Origin of the sequence: Pseudomonas guariconensis, from assembly GCF_900102675.1 — a bacterium.
GTDB lineage: Bacteria > Pseudomonadota > Gammaproteobacteria > Pseudomonadales > Pseudomonadaceae > Aquipseudomonas > Aquipseudomonas guariconensis.
Window position 1 is genome coordinate 88,915 of the sequence record NZ_FMYX01000007.1, and the last position, 17,472, is coordinate 106,386.

The following is a 17,472-nucleotide window of genomic DNA, read 5'->3' on the forward strand; positions in this document are numbered from 1 at the left end:
TATGAAATCTGAATACGAGCTGTCGATCAGGGACTACATCTCCATCATCAAGGATCGTGCACTGGTGCTGGCGATTGTCATCGTGGTGATCCTCGCGGCGACCGTGGCGGTCGCCGTGGCGGTGCCGCCGGTCTACCAGTCGACCGGGACTATCCTGGTGGAGTCCCAGCAGATATCTCCGGATCTGGTCGCCAACAACAACAACAGCTTTGCCGACGAACGCATCGAGGTGATCCGCCAGCGGGTGATGACCCGCGAAAACCTGCTGCGGATCATCGACAAGTACGGGCTGTTTTCCAGCAAGGCCCGCCAGCTCAGTGACGCCGACAAGGTCGAGCTGATGCGCACCGCGATCTTGGTCGAGACCTTGAGTACCTTCATAAAAGGGCGTGGCGAGGCCACGGTCGCCTTCAATGTGTCCTTCGAACACAAGCAGCCGGAGGTGGCCAGGGAGGTCGCCAACGAGCTGGTGACCTTGTTCCTCAACGAGAACATCAAGCAGCGTACCGAGCGCGCCAGTGAGACCACCGAGTTCCTCAGCCAGGAAGCGGACAAGCTGGGCGCCGAACTGCAGAGCCTCGAGAACCAGTTGGCCGACTTCAAACAAGCGCATGCCAACGCACTGCCGGAACACCAGACCCTGCGCATGAACATGCTGTCGCGCTCGGAGATGGAGTTCAGGGAAATCGATCGTGACTACAAGGCCGCCCAAGAGGAGTTGCGCTACCTGGACTTGGAACTGGCCGGGGCCAAGGCCGGCGTGCCTAGCACACTCGATGGCGGCAGGCCTCGTACGGCGGAGCCGCCGCAGGATCTGGCCAGCCTGCAGGCCGAGTACACCCAGTTGCTCTCCCGCTACAAGGAAGCGCACCCCGACGTACGTGCGGTCAAGCGCAAGATCGACGCCTTGAAAGCCGGCGGCGGCGCCGGTGGCATTGGCGTCGAGGGTAACCTGGACGTGGCCAAGGTACGCACCCGCATGGCCGCGGCGCAGGAGCGCGTTGCCTCGCTGGCCCAGCAAAAGCGCGACATGTCGCAGAAGATCAACGCCTACGAGGCCGAGATCCTCGAGGCACCCCAGGTCGAGCGTGGCCTGGTCAACCTGATGCGCGACCACGACAACGCCCGCAAGAAGTACGAAGAGATTCGTGCCAAGCAAATGGCGGCGAAGATTTCCGAAAGCCTGGAGCAGGAGAACAAGGCCGAGCGCTTCGTGCTCCTGGAGCCGCCGATGTTGCCGGAAAAACCGGTGAAGCCTAATCGCAAGAAGATCGTCGCGCTGGGCTTCGTCCTGGCCCCGGCCGGCGGTGGCGCACTGGTGATGGTGCTGGAAATGCTCAACCAGCGCGTGCGCGGTGTGGGGGCCCTGGAAAGCATCGTGGGCAAGCGGGTCCTGGTCAGCATTCCGCATATCCCGACCCAGGCCGAGCTTGCGCAGCGGCGGCGTTGGCGCGTGTGGCTGGTGGTCTCGATCCTGGCACTGGCGGTGCTAGGGGTGGTGTTGCTGCACTTCTTCTATATGCCGTTTGACCTCTTGCTGATGAAGGCCATGAGTCGGTTCGGATAGGGACAGCTGCGATGAACAAGATCACGCCGATAGACGAAACGAAAAAGACCGGCGCATCAGCGCCTTCCTCCATCGTGCCGGTCAAGCATCCGGAAGTGCCAGGCCTGTTCGACTATGTGCGCACCAAGGTCGTGCCCTTGCGCCCGGACCATCTGGAGCGTCACCGCATCGTGGCCTACAAGAAGAACTCGGCGATCAGCTCGGCCTTCGACCTGCTGCGCACCCAGGTGCTGCAAGCCATGGAGGAGAACGGCTGGCGCACGCTGGCCATCACCTCGCCGACGCCTGAGGCGGGCAAGACGGTGCTGGCGATCAACCTGGCGATGAGTATCGCCCACCACACCACCAAGACTGCGTTGCTGGTGGACTTCGACCTGCGCAGGCCACGGGTCGGCGCCTGCCTGGGGTTGCCGATGGAGAAGTCACTCAACGACTACCTGGCCAACGAAGCTGAGTTGTGCGATGCCATGGTCAACCCGACCTTGCCACGCTTCGTGGTGTTGCCGACCCGCGAGCCCATTCCGCTGTCGACCGAATTGCTGTCCTCGCCGCTGGTGAGCAACCTGATCCACGAGTTGCGCGAGCGTTACGAGTCGCGCATCACCATCTTCGACCTGCCGCCGCTGCTGAGCTCCGATGACGCCATCACCCTGCTGCCGAAATTCGATTGCGTGTTGCTGGTGGTGGCCAATGGCATGAACAGCAAGAAGGACATCGAGGACAGCCTGTATCACCTGGGTACCAGTAACCTGATCGGGACGGTGCTGAACAAGGCCGAGGAACAGCCGCGCACCTACTACTGAACTGCTGGCCACTGGGCAAGGGCTGCCGATCAGTTCGGGGAGTACCAAGGGTACTTTTGCTCCCAATGCCAGGCATGCGAGACGATCTGCTCCAGCGCCGCGAAGGCCGGTCGCCAGCCCAGCACGGTCCTGGCCCGGCTGGCATCTGCCACCAGGCGGGGCGGGTCGCCGGCGCGGCGGGGGGCGTCGCTGGTGGCGATCTTGCGCCCGGTCACGCCGCAGGCGGTGTCGATCACTTCCTGCACCGAGAAGCCCAGCCCGTTGCCCAGGTTGAATGCCGTGCTCGCACCACCGGCGAGCAGGTAGTCCACCGCCAGTGAATGCGCCGCAGCCAGGTCTGCCACATGAATGTAGTCGCGGATACAGGTGCCATCCGGCGTGTCGTAGTCCCGGCCGTACACCGTGATCGTCTCACGCCGTCCGGAGGCCGCCTGCAGAATCAACGGCAGTAGGTGGGTCTCAGGCTCATGGCATTCACCCAGTTCGCCCTCCGGGTCCGCGCCCGCGGCGTTGAAGTAGCGCAGGCACACTGAGCGCAAGCCATAGGCGCGGTCGAAATCCTCGAGGATCTGCTCGACCATCCACTTGCTGCGTCCATAAGGATTGATCGGCTGCTTGGGATGCGCTTCGTCGATGGGCACATGCTGCGGGTCGCCGTAGACGGCGGCGGTCGAGGAGAAGATCAGGTGACGGACATTGGCGCGCACCATCGCCTGCAACAGGGTCAGGGTCGCGACGACATTGTTCTGGTAGTACTTGGAGGGTTCGACCACCGACTCGCCCACCTGGATGAACGAGGCGAAATGAAACACCGCGCTGAATCGATGCTGGGCGAACAAGGCATCCAAAGCATGGGCGTCGGCGATGTCCAGCCTGACCCAGTTCGGACGCGGCCCGCAGGCGCAATTGTCCGCCACGATGACGTCGTGCCCTGCGCAACGCAGGTGTTTGACCATGTGCGAGCCTATGTAGCCCGCGCCGCCGACAACCAAGAACTTCATCCAAGCCTCCTGGAATCTGTTTGATGTGCAAGCGCGCTCCGGAGGGGCCGGGCGGTCATCCTTAGCAAGCGGATCAGGTGGTCAGCGGGTTGGCCATCTGCATGGGCACGCCCCTGGTTTCTTGGAGCCTAGATGCCTATTTCAAGAACAGCCAATTCGTCATCTGCCTGCCGTCGAAATGGATCAGATAGCGCCCGTCCTGATAGCTGACGGGGTATTCCTGAAGCTGTCCCTGGGCGTTTCGACTGAACAGTTTCAAGCCGTCGACGGCCTGGATCGACAAGGTGCCGTCCAGCGGCTCGACACGAAACGGGGTCCGCTTGTTCGGCTGGGGCTCGGCCCGGGTGCCCAGGGAGATCAACAGGTTTCGCGACTGTTTCAGCGGTTTGCCGTCCAGGCTCTGCACCGCCACGCTCGCGCTGGCGGTCTTGAGCTTAAGCTGGATGTCACCGAGCGCGAGCGTCTTGCCGCCGAGCCAGCCGATGGCCGCTTGGGTCAGCGGTGTGTCGATGGTGTAGAGCCCTTGTTGCCAGTTGCGTCTGAGCTCGCCGGTGTCGCTGCGGGCCTCGCTGGCGTTGGCCGGCAGCAGGGACTGGTTGGGATCCTGGATAACCTTGGCGCCGGTGGGCAGTGCGCTCGCCTGCAGCCACGGCAGCGCCGGTGTCTTTGGCATGGCAATCTGCAATTTGCCTTTTTCCATGGCTGTGCGCAGCAGCACCGAATCGGCTGGCGAGATGGACTGGTTGAACAAGGTGTCCGAGGTGGGGGCGAAGACGTAGCTTTGGTCGGCTTCGCGTACATCGCCGCGGCGATAGACCAGGGCAGCGGCCGGGAGTGTGGCCAGCTGGCTGGGGTCGTTGTAGGCGTGCCAGTTGCTCGCCGAACGATCCTGCTCGCGGAACGGCTCCTGGCTGTAGGCGTAGTGCATCAAGGCGTCCCAGCCCTGATAGCGGGCCGTGGCGGCGACATACAGCGCCAGTGTGTAGCGATCGGCCACAGGCTGGGTGTCGCTTTGCCATTCGTTGTTCCACTCGGTCACGCTCAACGGCCGGCCCACGACCTGGGCCGCGGCGAGCCAGTTGACCAGGTTGTCGCTGGTCAGCGGGTTCTTTTCCAGCTGGCCTGCGCCGCCATAGCTGTGGACGTCGATCAGGTCGCCACTGGTCAAGGCCGGCAAGGCGCTCAGGCCATTGCGTCCCCAGGTGCTGGTGGTGACGATCGGCACCTTCACGCCCAAAGTACGCAGGTGATCGATCATCTGCTGGTCGAAGCGTTGCTCCAGGTCGTTGAGGAACAGCTTGGATGGGCCATGTTCCCAGGCGCGCCAGGTCTGCTGCTTCGCGAGCCCATGTTGCTTGGCGAAGGCTTCGGCCAATTCCATGTAGCGCTTGATGTGCTGGGTGGGTGTCTTGTCTGGAAGCAGGGCATTGCCGTAATGCCCGGTGAGGTCGTTTTCATTGGTGATCAGTACGGCGGCGATGGCCGGGTCATCCTTGTAGGCAAGGCCGGTGTAGGCGTTGACGTGCCCCAGGTACTGCTCGGCGAAGCGCTTCATCGTCTGGGCGATGGTGTCGTTGACATAGTTGTAGCCCTTGAGGTCGGCGATGGGCTGTTTGTCGCGGTCGGTCAGGCCTTCGCGCTTGGGTAATTCATCGAAGCCGCGGATCTTGTCCCTGGCCATCAGGGCGCGCTGGACGTGCAGGTCCAGCCACACGTAGATCCCTTCGTCCTTGAGGCATTTGATCCACCAGTCGATCTTTTGCAAAGACTCAGGGCTCAGGTTCTGGGTGTCCCGCACTTGGTCGTGCCGGCCGAAGATGCTCGGTGTCACCCAATACGAATCGTGGTGATGCAGGCGCACGAGGTTGAATCCCAGGGCCGACAGGCGCTTGGCCTGGGCACGGATTTCGTCGTCCGTGGTGTTGAACAGGGCATAGGCCGAGACGTTGGTGCCCCAGAAGCGCACCGGGGTGCCATCGGCGAATTGCAACCGATCGCCCACTGCCTTGACGAAGCCACGCTTGCCGGCCGGTTTTTCTCCAGCGTTGAGGAACGACAGGTCCACCGGCGAGGTGCGCCAGTCGGTCTGGTCCAGCGGCCAGCGGCTGGTGTCGCCCAGGCCGAAGCGCTCATCGGAGGTCTGGGCCAGCTCGATGCCCTGCGAGACCGTGAGCACGCCTTTGATCTGCTGGGTGCCGGGAACGATCTGGTCTTTGTAGAAGAACGCCCGTACTTCGGCGTCGTCGATGGGCTCGATGTACACGCTCGTCAGGGGCGGATCGAAGCGCATCTCGATGTACGGCCCTTTGGCGCGGTCGCCCCAGGTCCAGCCTCGATTGCCCGGCAGCAGGCTTGGCTTGCCCATTTCAGTGAACAGGGCGCGGTCGAACTGGAACGAGATGCCGCCGCCCATCACATTGGTTTTGCGGCTGTGGGCCTGCAAGTCGAAAGCCCAGGTCAGGCTCTGCTGCGTGGTCTTGGCGATCTGGGCCTTGAGGTCGAACCCCAGTGTGGAGTTCCTGGCCTGCAGACTGTAGGTGAAGGGGGCCTCTACCTTGAAGGCGCCGCTGTCGAAGTTCGCCCATTTCCAGTCGGCAGCGAAGAACTTGAACTTGGCCTGCATCGCCAGGTTACCGCCACGGGTCAATTGTGGCAGGCCCTGGCTTTCGTCGATACTGGCGACCCAGTCCTCGGCGTGAGTGACGGGGGGCAATGCCAGCAGCAGGGTGAGCAGCAGGGATGAAACCAGGCAGCGTCGTGTCATGCGGGTCACCGGGCGGGCAGGCCGACACCAACGATGCCGGCAGCGTGGGCGAGTTTGAACCGGCGCACCATCTGCACATAGGCAACGGCTACACCGGCGAGGGACCAGTACACCACGGGGATGAACGTGATGCTGCTGACGGTGAAGATCGTGATCAGGATGCCAAGCAGGGTGGCTAGCAAACTGCGCCCGAGTCGGCACAGGTGCTCGTCCTTGTCGGCAAACGTACGCAGTGTCTTGCGCAGGCTCAGCAGCGCGGAGGCGAAGAAGGCGACGAACAGGGCCAGGCCGACCACGCCAAAGCGCAGGGCCAAGTTCAGGTAGGTATTGACGATGTCGATGATGCCTTGGCCCTGGACCATCGACTGCATTTCCGGCGTCTTGCGAAAATCGAACGAGCCGAACCACAGGTTGCGCTCGATGACGATCAGTGAGTTGTCCAGCAGCCGCTCCCGATAGGTGATGTTGTCTTTTTCCAGCGTGCCGATGTACGGCAGCATGTCGATCACCTTCTCGCCCCCCGGCACCACGGCCAGCAACGGCAAGCAAAGCAGGCCGGCGACCGCCAGCATTCCCAGGCGCTTGACCGCGCCACGCCCGGTGGCGATGAACACCACGATGATCACGCCCGTGCCGACCCAGGGCCCGCGCGACAACGGCACGAACAGTCCGGCTGCCAGTAGCAGGGCGCCCAGGGTGCGTTGCAGTGTGCTGCGTACATAGCCTTGGACGAACAGGTACAAGCCGATGCCGACCATCATCAGGTAGCCCAGAACGATCGCCTGGCCTGTGGTGGCGCTGGCGCGCAGCGCACCGCCCCGGCTCAGGTAGCTGGTCATGTCCATGTGGATGCCCAGCACGTAGGTCAAGGCGTTGTACAACAGCCAATGGCGCGCCGACTCGAAGGTTCCGATCAGTGCTAGCAACATCGTGGCGATCACGAAGCTGAACAAGGCGTCCTTGAAATGGCTGAGTTCCTTGAGTGCCCGGCTGGCCACGTAGTACGGCAGGAAGATATCCAGGAACAGGTACAACGTCTGGCGCAACGTGTCGGTCAGGCTGGTCTCGCGCAGGTAGAGCAGGTTCATCAGTACCAGGCTGGCGAGCAGGAAGCGGTCAGGCCAGGTGCGCCCGAACGGCAAGGTGTCCGACTCTTGGCGCAGGGCCAGGGCCGCGGGCAGCAGTACGCTCAGGCTGAGCAGGCGGATATGGTCCAGGTCGACCAGGTAGTTGATCACGCCAAAGCCAGGCACCGGTATCGCCGCCGCCGGCATCAGGAACAGCAGCATGAGGAACAGCGCCATCGGGTTGTGCTCGCGCCGTCCGGCAACCAGCAGCACCAGGACGGCAATGACGGCATACACCCAGAAGTTGCCGGACACGAACACCAGCAAGGTGAGCGCGAACCAGAGGTTGCGCCGACGCTTGAAGTCGGCTGAACGGATCAGGTCCAGCGCCGGCCGTCGTGCCATGGTGAACACCACGGTGGCCAGGAACAGGATGACGATCAATGCGCGAAGGTGTTCTGGCATAGGCGGTGATGACCTGTCCCTTTGTGATGGACGACGGCTAGCGACATGGCAGATTGAGACTATAGTGACTTTAGCCAATAGGTCAGGGAATGTAGTCATGCCGTCAGTCGACTTATCGCCGCCGACCAGCCTGCGCAAACGCGCATTGGGAGCGGGTGCGTGGAACATGGTCTCCCTGGTCGGTACGCAGGCCCTGCGCCTTGGCGGCAACCTGATCATGGCACGGCTGCTGGTGCCGGACATGTTCGGCATCATGGCCATCTCCACTACCTTGTCGGTGGTCCTGCACCTGCTGTCGGATGTCGGCCTGCGCCAGAACATCATCCAGAGCCCGCGCGGCGACGATCCGCTGTTTCTCAATACCGCCTGGACCGTGCAACTGCTGCGCGGCATCCTGCTGTTCGCCGTGACGCTGCTCATCGCCTTTGGCTCCTGGGCGACCCAGCAGATCAACCTGTGGCCAGCCGGATCCTCCTATGCCGCTCCGGAGCTGCCGTTGGTGCTGGCGGTCACCGGCATTTCCGCAGTGATCTACGGCTTGCAGTCCAACACCATCGACCTGGCCGTGCGGGCGTTCCAGCAAAAGCGCGTGGTGATTCTCGAGCTCACGGCGCAGTTCGTCGGATTGCTGGTCATGCTGGTGTTCGGCTACCTCACCCGGTCGATCTGGTCGCTGGTGGCCGCCGGGATCGTCTCCACCCTCGTCTCCACCGTGATGAGCCACTTGCTATTCGAAGGGCCACGCAGCCGCTTGTGCTGGGACAAGTCTGCGCTGACCGAGCTGATCAACTATGGCCGCTGGATTCTGTTGTCCTCGATGGTGGGCGTGCTGGCGATGAACGGCGACCGCATCTGGTTCGGCGGGGTGATGTCCACTTTCGACATGGGCGTCTACTCCATCGCGGTGCTGATTCTCTCGGCCGTGCAGGTCGGCTTGCTGAAACTGGGCGGGGCGGTGGTGCTGCCGGCCTTCAGCGAGGCCACTCGCGCTGGCGACAAACCCCGGCTGCTCAAGCTGTACAACCACTTCAGGCTGTACTTCGACACCGCCTGCCTGTTCGCCTGCGGCCTGTTCCTCACGGTCAGCCCGCTGATCATCAGCTGGTTGTACGACGACCGTTACCAGGATGCGGGCCGGATCTTGGCTATTCTTTCATGGTCGTTCTTCACCTTGCGTTACAGCTTGGCCCATCAGGTGTGGCTGGCCGTGGGGCTGACCAAGTACCAGGCCATGGACAACATCATCCGGGCCGTTTCGCTTTGGGTTGGGATGCCAGTGATGCTGGCCATCGGCGGCGTGGACTACGCGATCTGGTGGGTGGCGCTGCATACCTTCCCCACGTTGATCCTGGTGTTCTACGTCAATCGCAAACTGGAGATGTTCAGCCTCAAGCGTGAGCTGATGGTCTTGCCGATCATCGCGGTCGGCGCGTTGTGTGGTGAGCTGGTGACGCGGCTTTTCAACGGGTTCTGATTCCATCGCGAATACGCTGTCTGTCGCCGTCGGAAACCTAGAATTCCAAAGTCAATTTCACGGCATGGGTCTTGGAATCATGGGAAAGCATGACTCTGTTTCCCCGCTGCTAGGACGCAGGGGCTTTCTCAAGGGATGCGCGGTATTGGGTGCAGGCGGGCTGGTCTTCGGGCTTTCCGGGACCGCCACGCGCAAAGTCACTCAGACCGGGGGCTTCGTGGTGATCAACGGATGGGTGTTGCCCGCCGAATACTTTCGCAAGGCCTGAGCATGATCAAGGATTATCAGACGCACAAAGCACTGCGTGATGACTACGACTTCTGCATCATCGGCGGGGGACCTGCGGGCATCACCCTGGCCTTGCGCCTGGCCGAAGCAGGCTGGCGCGTGGTGTTGCTCGAAGGCGGCGGACACGAGTATTCCCAGCAATCCCAGGATCTTTATCAATGCACCTCCTCCGGTCTGGAGGCGTATATCCAAAATACGCGCCTGCGCTTTCTGGGCGGCACCTCCAACCATTGGGCCGGGCGCTGCCGGCCATTCGAAGCCTCGGACTTTTCTGTCCCGCCGCCGGGCGGCATTCCTGGCTGGCCCATCGCCTATGCCGAGATCGAGCGGTACCTGCCGGCCGCCATGGCCATCGTCGACCTGCCGGAAGGCGCGCACTTCCAGGCGATCAATGTCAGTCGGCTCGGTGATGACTTCGTACCTGACGAGTTCTTGCTCAGCCCGCCCACTCGGTTTGCCCAGAAGTACGCCAAGGCGCTGGAGCAGACGCCAGGGCTGGATGTGTTCATCCACTGCAATTGCGTCGACCTGGAATTCGATCACGCTGCCGATAGGGTCAAGGCTGTAGTGGTGTCCGATTACGATCTGCACCGGGAGCGGGTGATCGCCCGGCAGTTCGTACTGGCCATGGGCGCTGTGGAAAATGCCCGGCAACTGCTCAATAGCGAGTCACTGGCTGCCGCGGGCGTGGTCAAGCCCGATGGTTTTGTGGGGCGCTGTTTCATGGAGCACCTGAATGTCGACCTGGGCACGTTCATCCTCAATAGCGGAAAAGTGGACAAGCCTCGCCAGTACTTCACCACCGATGCGTTCGTGGCCGAGTATCACGCGGGCAAAGGCAATGTCTCCGCGACGGTGCTGGACGAGGTGACGAACTATGGCCGGACCGCCCAGGTCAAGGACTTCCTCGAGACCCTCAGCTGCGATATGGGAATCGCCCACAAGATCGATTTCATCGCCAAGTTCAACTGCCCCGGCGATGGCGTGCTGAGCACCATGATCGAACAGTTCCCCAACCTGCAGAGCCGCCTTTCGACATTGCAAGAAAAGGACGCGCTGGGCGTGGCCAAAGTGAACATGAACTGGGTACTGAGCGGCGATGACCGCCAGACCATCAAGTGCATCGGCGTCGAGCTGGCAAAGCGTTTCGCCGAAAGCGGGCTGGCCTTCGTCAAGTTGAACGACTTCGTCCACGACACGTCCCTGCCCCTGAAAATGTCGCCCCACGCGCACCACATGGGCACCACGCGCATGGCGGCCTCGCCCGATGCCGGGGTGGTCGACCCGGACTGCAAGGTGTTCGGCACAGACAATCTGTATATCGCTGGCAGCAGCATTTTCGCCAAGGGCGGGGCGAGCAATCCGACGATGCCGCTTCTGCAGTTCGCCTTGCGGCTGGCGGACCATCTGGACGCAAAGATGAAGTCTCAGGCGGGAGAGTTCGCCTGAAGGGTGTGACAGCGCGCCTGCAACCTGTGGATGTCTGGCAGCTGCGCTGATGGGGCAGGTACCGTGCGAGGAACGTGCGGCCTGGGTTCGGTTCGACATCGATAGGTTTGCGAGGGCAACAGCATGATGGGATGGCTGAGAAAAATCGTGGCGCATTACGCCATGTCCACCGGACGTGGGGCCGGACTGTACAGGCGCCTGTGCCGCCCCAACGCTATCCAGTGGGGCGCGTACCTGTCGCGCTGGGGGCGGTTTCACTCCACCGGGACCAACGTCCAGATAAACCCGGGATGCAATATCACCGACCCTTCCCTGGTGCGCCTGGGCAACAATTGCGGTCTGTCGGATTGCACGCTGATCGGGCACGACGGTGTGGTGGAGCTGATTGAGGTCATCTACGGCAAGAAGCTCGACTCGGTGGGTTTCATCGATGTCCGTGACAACAGCTGGGTCGCCCATGGGGCGATCGTCATGCCGCGGGTGACCATCGGGCCGAACTCCATCGTGGCCGCAGGGGCGGTGGTGACCAAGGACGTGCCGCCGGGCACGGTCGTTGGTGGCAACCCGGCCAAGGTCCTGTGCACGCTCGAAGACCTGGTCAAGCGGGTCGAGGCGCGCTGCGAGGCCTACCCGTGGATCGACCTGATCAAGAATCGGGCAGATGTCTTCGATCCACAGCTGGAGCCGAAACTGGCTGCCATGCGCGCCGAGTACTTTTACGGCACCGGGAGGCAGGAGACATGACTGAAAAGCTCGTCGATGTGCTGATCGTCAATTACAACACCGCAGGGCTGCTGCAACCGATGTTCGATGCCCTGCGCCGTGGCGAGGGCGCGGATCTGGCGAGCTACTTGGTGGTCGACAACGCCTCGGTCGATGACTCCCTGGAGCGCCTGGCGGCGGTCTGCCCCGAGGCGCTGCTGGTGGCCAATCCGAAGAACGTCGGTTTCGGCCGCGCCAACAACCAACTGGTCGAGCACCTGCAGGGCAAATACGCTTTGCTGCTCAATACCGACGCCTTCGTCGCGCACGACACCCTGGTGCGAACGGTCGAATACATGGAAGCGCATCCGCAGTGCGGCGTGCTCGGGGTGCGTCTGGTGGGGCGCGAGGGAGACCTTCAGCCCAGCTGCCGGTACTTTCCGACGCCGCTGAACATGTTTGCCGCGCGCACGGGGCTGGAGCGCTTCTTCCCTGGGCTGCAGACCATCGACGAGATGAACTGGGACCACGACTCGGTGCGTGAATGCGACTGGTTGCCAGGCTGTTTCTACCTGGTCCGACGCGAGGTCATCGAGCAGGTAGGTTTGTTCGACCCGCGCTACTTCCTCTATTACGAGGAAGTGGACCATTGCAAACGGGTCAAGCAGGCTGGCTGGAAAGTCGTGTATTACCCCTACACCACAGTGGTGCACATCGGCGGCGAAAGCTCCAAGTCAGTCACCGAGCTCGAAGCGGCCAGCCGGCAGATCTCGGTGATGCAGATCGAAAGCGAGCTGCTGTACTTTCGCAAGCACCATGGCGTGCCAGGGCTTGTGCTGCACATGCTGCTGGTGAGCCTCGGGGACACCTTGCTGGCGCTCAAGGCATTGCTCAAACGACGTGGCTGGGGGGCCGTGAAAGCCAGCTGGAAGCATGCCCGGGCGACCTGGGCGTTGCTCTTCGACACGCGCTTTGCAAGCCAGCCGACACGCTAGGGGGCCGTATGTTCGAGAACGTTCGCGCGGACCTGCGGGCCCATGGAGGCGACTGGGCGGCACAGGGCTTCTGGGTGATGCTGGTCTACCGTTTCGGGCGCTGGCGCTACGGGGTGCGTCCGGCGTTGCTGCGCAAGCTGCTGTCGTTCATCTACAAGGTGCTGTTCAAGCTGGTGCAGATCCTCACCGGCATCGAACTGCCCTGCGAGGTGGAGCTGGGGCGCAACTTCGTCATCGATCATTTTGGCGGCATCGTGGTCAGCGGCTATGCCCGCTTCGGCGATGACTGCCGCATTCGCAATGGCGTGGTGGTGGGCTTGAAGAACGTGCAGGAGCCCATCGCGCCGGTATTCGGCAACAACGTCGATATCGGCACCGGGGCCAAGGTGCTGGGCAATATCCGCATCGGCAACAATGTGATCATCGGGGCCAACGCGGTGGTGTTGACCGATGTGCCCGACGATTCGCTGGCTGTCGGTGTGCCCGCGGTCATCAAGCCCCGACGCAGTGGCGGATGAATCCATGATGACCGGCATCGGTGTGGTGGTGATCGGGCGCAACGAGGGCTCGCGGCTGGAGCGCTGCCTGGCGTCGCTGGCCGGTGCGGCGGATCAGGTGGTGTATGTCGACTCAGGCTCCACCGACGGGTCTGTGCAGATGGCGCAGGCGCGGGGTATCGAGGTGCTGGCCCTGGACATGACGCAGCCCTTCACTGCCGCGCGTGCGCGCAACGAAGGCTTTGCCTGTTTGCATCGCTTGATGCCTTCGGTGCGTTACGTGCAGTTCGTCGATGGCGATTGCGAAGTGGTCGCCGGCTGGCTGCCCGCGGCGCAGGCCTTTCTCGACCAGCACCCTGAGGTCGCCGTGGTCTGTGGTCGGCGCCGCGAGCGATACCCCACACGTTCGATCTACAACCAGTTGTGCGACCTGGAGTGGGACACCCCGGTCGGCCAGGCCAAGGCCTGTGGCGGCGATGCGCTCATGCGCGCCGATGCCTTCGTCCAAGTGAATGGCTACCGCGCTGACTTGATCGCCGGCGAGGAGCCGGAGTTGTGCGTGCGCCTGCGCGCCCAGGGCTGGAAGGTCTGGCGTCTGGACGCCGAAATGACCCTGCACGACGCGGCCATGACCCGCTTCAGCCAATGGTGGCGGCGCAGCCTGCGCGGCGGCTATGCCTTTGCCGAAGGCGCGTTCCTGCATGGCGCGGCACCCGAGCGCCATTGGCTGCGTGAGTCGCGCCGAGCCTGGGTGTGGGGGCTGGGGATTCCCTTGGCGACCCTGCTGGCCTGCACGTTGTTCGGTTGGGGCGGGCTGTTGCTGTTGCTCGTCTACCCGCTGCAGGTGCTGCGGCTGATGCGCCGGGGGCGCGGGTCGTTGCAGCAGAACGGGTTGCAGGCGGGGTTTCTGGTGTTGGGCAAGTTTCCCGAAATGTGTGGGCAGGTGAAGTTCTTGCTGAAAAGGTTCGGTGTCGGCAAATCCGTGTTGATCGAATACAAGTGAGATGTCCATGACATATCGGTCACTGGTCAAAAGCGTGTTCACCTTGCACCCCGGTTACTCGCTGCGGGCGCTGCACAACAAGCTCCGTCTGGTACGGCACATGGCGCGGGAATGGTCCGGCCTCAATGCGTTCCAGCGGCGTCTGTCGCTTGCCTTGGGCGACAGTGGCCGGGAGCGACTGGGCATCGATTGCATCGGCCTAGTCCAGTGGCCGTACATCAGCAAGGACTGGCCGGCGTCGATGCGCTTCGATGCGCTGGCCTCGCACTACGAAGTGGTCAGCAGCCGGTGCCCGAGCCTGCTGCTGCTGGGGCGCGAAGAGCGGCTGCTGCTCGATGACCTGTCGCGCTATTCACCGGCATGCTCTTTGGTGCTTGATCGGGCGTTCTGGTTCATGCGCGAAGGGGAGTTGGTGCTTAACCTGTTCCAACATGATCTGCGGGTCGCGTCGCTGGCCTTCAGCCTGGGCCTGGAGGACGGCGAGCTGTGCGTGTTCATCGGCGCAGTGCAGGGCATTCACAAAGGCATCGACAGCGAAACGTCACTGTCGATCTATCGGACGCTGACCAAGGATTTCGAAGGGCTGCGTCCGCGCAGCCTGTTGATCGAGGTGCTCCGCCACCTGGCCACGCGCCTGGGCGTCACGCGGCTCTACGCCGTGGGAGATAGCTACCGGCATCATCGCCATGCCTACTTCGGTGCGCAAAAGGCCCAGGAGTTGCCGACCAACTACGATGTCATCTGGCAAGAGCACGGTGCGCTGCCTTCGCAGCGCCAGGACTTCTACGTCATGCCGATCGACGAGGCCCGGCGCAGCCTGGACGACGTCGCGCCCAAGAAGCGCGCGATGTACCGCCGCCGTCATGACCTGCTGGACGATGTATTCGCCCAGGTGGACGCCACGTTGCGTTTGCAAGGTAAACAATCGGTGAGCGTGAAGGAGGCAGGCTACCCTGAGTCAGGAGTGCACCCATAATCAATCGAACACGCATTCAGTCGGGTCCCTATGCGCATTACGTATTTCGTCAATCAGTACCCGAAGGTCAGCCATAGCTTCATACGCCGTGAAATCCTGGCGCTGGAGCGTCAGGGCTTCATCATCCAGCGCATGGCCTTGCGGGGTTGGGATGCGCAATTGCTGGATGCCGACGACATGGCCGAGCGGGATCAGACCCAGTACGTCCTGCAAGGCGGCCTCAGAGGGCTGATCAAGCCCTTGCTACAGGTGCTGCGGGCCGACCCGCGACGGTTTTTTACCGCATTCTGGCTGGCCTTGCGCCTGGGCTGGCGCGCCGACCGGCCATTGCCTTACCACGTGGTCTACCTGGCTGAAGCCTGCTGGGTGCTGCAGCGATTGCGGGCATTTGGCAGCGAGCATGTGCATGCGCACTTTGGCACCAACTCCACCGAAGTGGTGATGCTGGCCAATGCCCTTGGCGGGCCGGCGTACAGCTTTACCGTGCACGGGCCGGAAGAGTTCGACAAACCCCAGTTTCTCCACTTGGGCGAGAAGGTCCGGCGCGCCGCGTTCGTCGCGGCGATCAGCTCCTACGGGCGCAGCCAGTTGTTCCGTTGGGTCGCCCATGGGCATTGGGCCAAGGTGAAGGTGGTGCATTGCGGCCTGGAGCGGATGTTCCACGACGTGCCGGCAGTACCGGCTCCGGCGGTACCAAGGCTGGTGTGCGTGGGGCGGCTGTGCGAACAGAAAGGGCAACTGCTGTTGCTCGAGGCGGCGCGGCGCCTGGCCGAGCGCGGTGTGGCCTGCGAATTGGTGCTGGCGGGCGATGGCGAGATGCGGGCGGATATCGAGGCGCTGATCGCCCGGCACGGCCTGCAGGCCCAGGTGCGCATCACCGGCTGGATCAGCAGCGCGCAGGTGCGTGCCGAGATCCTGGCGGCGCGCGCCCTGGTGCTGCCGAGTTTCGCTGAGGGTCTGCCGGTGGTGATCATGGAGGCCATGGCCCTGCGCCGACCTGTCTTAACGACCTATGTGGCGGGCATCCCCGAGCTGGTCCGCCAGGGTGAGAACGGCTGGTTGTTCAGCGCCGGGGCCGTGGAGGAACTGGCGCAGGCCATGGCCGACTGCCTGGCGCAACCGGTGGAGGTGCTTCAGCGTATGGGGGAGGCGGCGTATGCGCGGGTGCTTGAGCGCCATGACATCGACACCGAGGCCGGTAAGCTGGCCGCACTGTTCAGGGCTCCGGCATGACAGGGCTCGCGGCGGCGATACTGGGCGCGCTGGCGTTGCTCGTGCTGTTGCCGACGCTGGTGTTGTTCATCGAGGTGCTGATGGCCTGCCTGCCGGCACGGCTGCCGCCTGCGGCCCGCGTGCCGCGTCCGCGTTTGGCGGTGCTGGTGCCGGCCCATGATGAGGCCTCGATCATCATCGCCACGCTGGACAGCATCCGTGCGCAGCTGTGCGAGGGTGATCGACTGCTTGTGGTGGCGGACAACTGCACCGATGACACCGCAGCGCTTGCGCGGGCAGCAGGTGCCGAGGTGGTCGAGCGCTTCGATGCACAGGCGCGGGGCAAGGGTTATGCGCTGGACTTTGGAGTGCGCTACCTGGGTTTCGACCCACCGCCGGTGATCGTCGTGGTCGATGCCGATTGCCAGCTGGGCGAGGGCGCGCTCACGCGCCTTGCTACCTGCTGCATCGACAGCGGGCGTCCGGTTCAGGCGTTGTACCTGATGCAGGCGCCTGAGGGCGCAGGACTCAAGACCCGCGTGGCCGAGTTCGCCTGGCGCGTGAAGAACCTGGTGCGTCCACGCGGCTGGGCGCGGCTGGGCCTGCCTTGTCAGTTGATGGGCGCTGGCATGGCGTTCACCTGGCGTGACCTGGCCTCGCTGGAGCTTGCCAGTGGCCATTTGGTCGAGGACCTGAAGATGGGCCTGGACCTGTGCCGCATCGGCAAGGCGCCGTTGTTCTGTCCCGATGCCAGAGTCACCAGCTGGTTTCCCGTCAGCAACGAAGGGCTGGGGGCGCAACGGCGACGTTGGGAGCACGGGCACCTGGGCGTCTTGCTCAAGGATGCGCCACGGTTGTTGATCGAAAGCCTCGCCCGTCGCAATGGTGCGTTGTTGGCCCTGGCGCTGGACCTGATGGTGCCACCGCTGGCCTTGCTGGTGTTGGCCTTGGCCGGGGTTTTCTGCCTTTCGTGGTTGGCCTGGTTGCTGCTGGATGTCAGCACCGCGCCGTGGCTGGCGAGCTGCGCAGTGGTATTGCTGGGCATCGCCGTCCTGCTGGCCTGGTACCGGTTCTGCCGAGGGCTGATCGCATTTTCAGTGCTGCTCTACGCGCCGCTCTACGCGGCGAAGAAAATCCCTATCTACCTGGGGTTCCTGGTCAAACGCCAGGTGGACTGGGTGCGCTCCAAACGGGATGGCAACTGATGCC

Annotated in this window: 15 protein-coding genes; 12 read left to right on the plus strand and 3 right to left on the minus strand. The window is 63.1% G+C overall.

All coding sequences use genetic code 11. The annotated features are described in order from the left end of the window. Position 1 precedes the first annotated feature (1 nt). On the plus strand, positions 2 to 1,567 hold the full coding sequence (locus BLS27_RS13415; RefSeq protein WP_090345184.1) for a GumC family protein: 1,566 nt from the start codon (positions 2 to 4) through the stop codon (positions 1,565 to 1,567). Positions 1,568 to 1,578: 11 nt separating this feature from the next. Beyond that, positions 1,579 to 2,370 (plus strand): CpsD/CapB family tyrosine-protein kinase, encoded by a 792-nt coding sequence (locus tag BLS27_RS13420; RefSeq protein WP_043208519.1) that lies wholly within the window; start codon positions 1,579 to 1,581, stop codon positions 2,368 to 2,370. Between the two features lie 29 nt (positions 2,371 to 2,399). On the opposite strand, the gene galE is transcribed toward BLS27_RS13420, so the two are convergent. The 3 genes from galE to BLS27_RS13435 form a co-directional block, all read right to left on the minus strand. Continuing rightward, positions 2,400 to 3,371 (minus strand): UDP-glucose 4-epimerase GalE, encoded by a 972-nt coding sequence (gene galE, locus BLS27_RS13425; protein ID WP_043208522.1) that lies wholly within the window; start codon positions 3,369 to 3,371, stop codon positions 2,400 to 2,402. Positions 3,372 to 3,507: 136 nt separating this feature from the next. Then, positions 3,508 to 6,144: a cellulase family glycosylhydrolase gene (locus BLS27_RS13430; RefSeq protein WP_425262102.1), complete on the minus strand. Its 2,637-nt coding sequence runs from the start codon at positions 6,142 to 6,144 to the stop codon at positions 3,508 to 3,510. Then, complete coding sequence (locus BLS27_RS13435) at positions 6,141 to 7,667, minus strand: O-antigen ligase family protein (RefSeq protein ID WP_090345189.1); 1,527 nt, start codon at positions 7,665 to 7,667, stop codon at positions 6,141 to 6,143. The genes BLS27_RS13430 and BLS27_RS13435 overlap by 4 nt, the downstream gene beginning before the upstream one ends. A 97-nt stretch (positions 7,668 to 7,764) precedes the next feature. Between BLS27_RS13435 and BLS27_RS13440 the strand changes: the two genes are divergently transcribed. From BLS27_RS13440 to BLS27_RS13485, 10 genes are all read left to right on the plus strand, one after another. Then, complete coding sequence (locus BLS27_RS13440; RefSeq protein ID WP_090345191.1) at positions 7,765 to 9,141, plus strand: oligosaccharide flippase family protein; 1,377 nt, start codon at positions 7,765 to 7,767, stop codon at positions 9,139 to 9,141. Between the two features lie 79 nt (positions 9,142 to 9,220). Further along, positions 9,221 to 9,409 (plus strand): twin-arginine translocation signal domain-containing protein, encoded by a 189-nt coding sequence (locus BLS27_RS13445; RefSeq protein WP_043208541.1) that lies wholly within the window; start codon positions 9,221 to 9,223, stop codon positions 9,407 to 9,409. A 2-nt stretch (positions 9,410 to 9,411) separates the two neighbouring features. Then, positions 9,412 to 10,878, plus strand: coding sequence for an FAD-dependent oxidoreductase (locus tag BLS27_RS13450; RefSeq protein WP_090345193.1), 1,467 nt, complete (start codon positions 9,412 to 9,414; stop codon positions 10,876 to 10,878). A gap of 123 nt (positions 10,879 to 11,001) precedes the next feature. Continuing rightward, a complete protein-coding gene (locus tag BLS27_RS13455; protein WP_043208529.1) occupies positions 11,002 to 11,622 on the plus strand; it encodes an acyltransferase in 621 nt (206 codons plus the stop codon). Continuing rightward, positions 11,619 to 12,575 carry a glycosyltransferase family 2 protein gene (locus tag BLS27_RS13460; RefSeq protein ID WP_043208530.1) on the plus strand — a complete coding sequence of 319 codons (957 nt, stop codon included), beginning with the start codon at positions 11,619 to 11,621 and terminating at the stop codon, positions 12,573 to 12,575. The genes BLS27_RS13455 and BLS27_RS13460 overlap by 4 nt, the downstream gene beginning before the upstream one ends. An 8-nt stretch (positions 12,576 to 12,583) precedes the next feature. Further along, a complete protein-coding gene (locus tag BLS27_RS13465) occupies positions 12,584 to 13,093 on the plus strand; it encodes a serine O-acetyltransferase (RefSeq protein ID WP_043208531.1) in 510 nt (169 codons plus the stop codon). A gap of 4 nt (positions 13,094 to 13,097) precedes the next feature. After that, the gene (locus BLS27_RS13470; protein ID WP_043208532.1) at positions 13,098 to 14,075 is read left to right on the plus strand and encodes a glycosyltransferase family 2 protein; all 978 of its coding nucleotides are present in this window, start codon (positions 13,098 to 13,100) and stop codon (positions 14,073 to 14,075) included. A gap of 7 nt (positions 14,076 to 14,082) precedes the next feature. After that, entirely contained in the window at positions 14,083 to 15,051 is a 969-nt protein-coding gene (locus BLS27_RS13475) for a DUF535 family protein (protein ID WP_090345323.1), read from the plus strand. Positions 15,052 to 15,081: 30 nt separating this feature from the next. After that, on the plus strand, positions 15,082 to 16,284 hold the full coding sequence (locus BLS27_RS13480) for a glycosyltransferase family 4 protein (protein WP_090345195.1): 1,203 nt from the start codon (positions 15,082 to 15,084) through the stop codon (positions 16,282 to 16,284). Then, the gene (locus tag BLS27_RS13485; protein ID WP_090345197.1) at positions 16,281 to 17,468 is read left to right on the plus strand and encodes a glycosyltransferase family 2 protein; all 1,188 of its coding nucleotides are present in this window, start codon (positions 16,281 to 16,283) and stop codon (positions 17,466 to 17,468) included. The genes BLS27_RS13480 and BLS27_RS13485 overlap by 4 nt, the downstream gene beginning before the upstream one ends. Positions 17,469 to 17,472 lie beyond the last annotated feature (4 nt).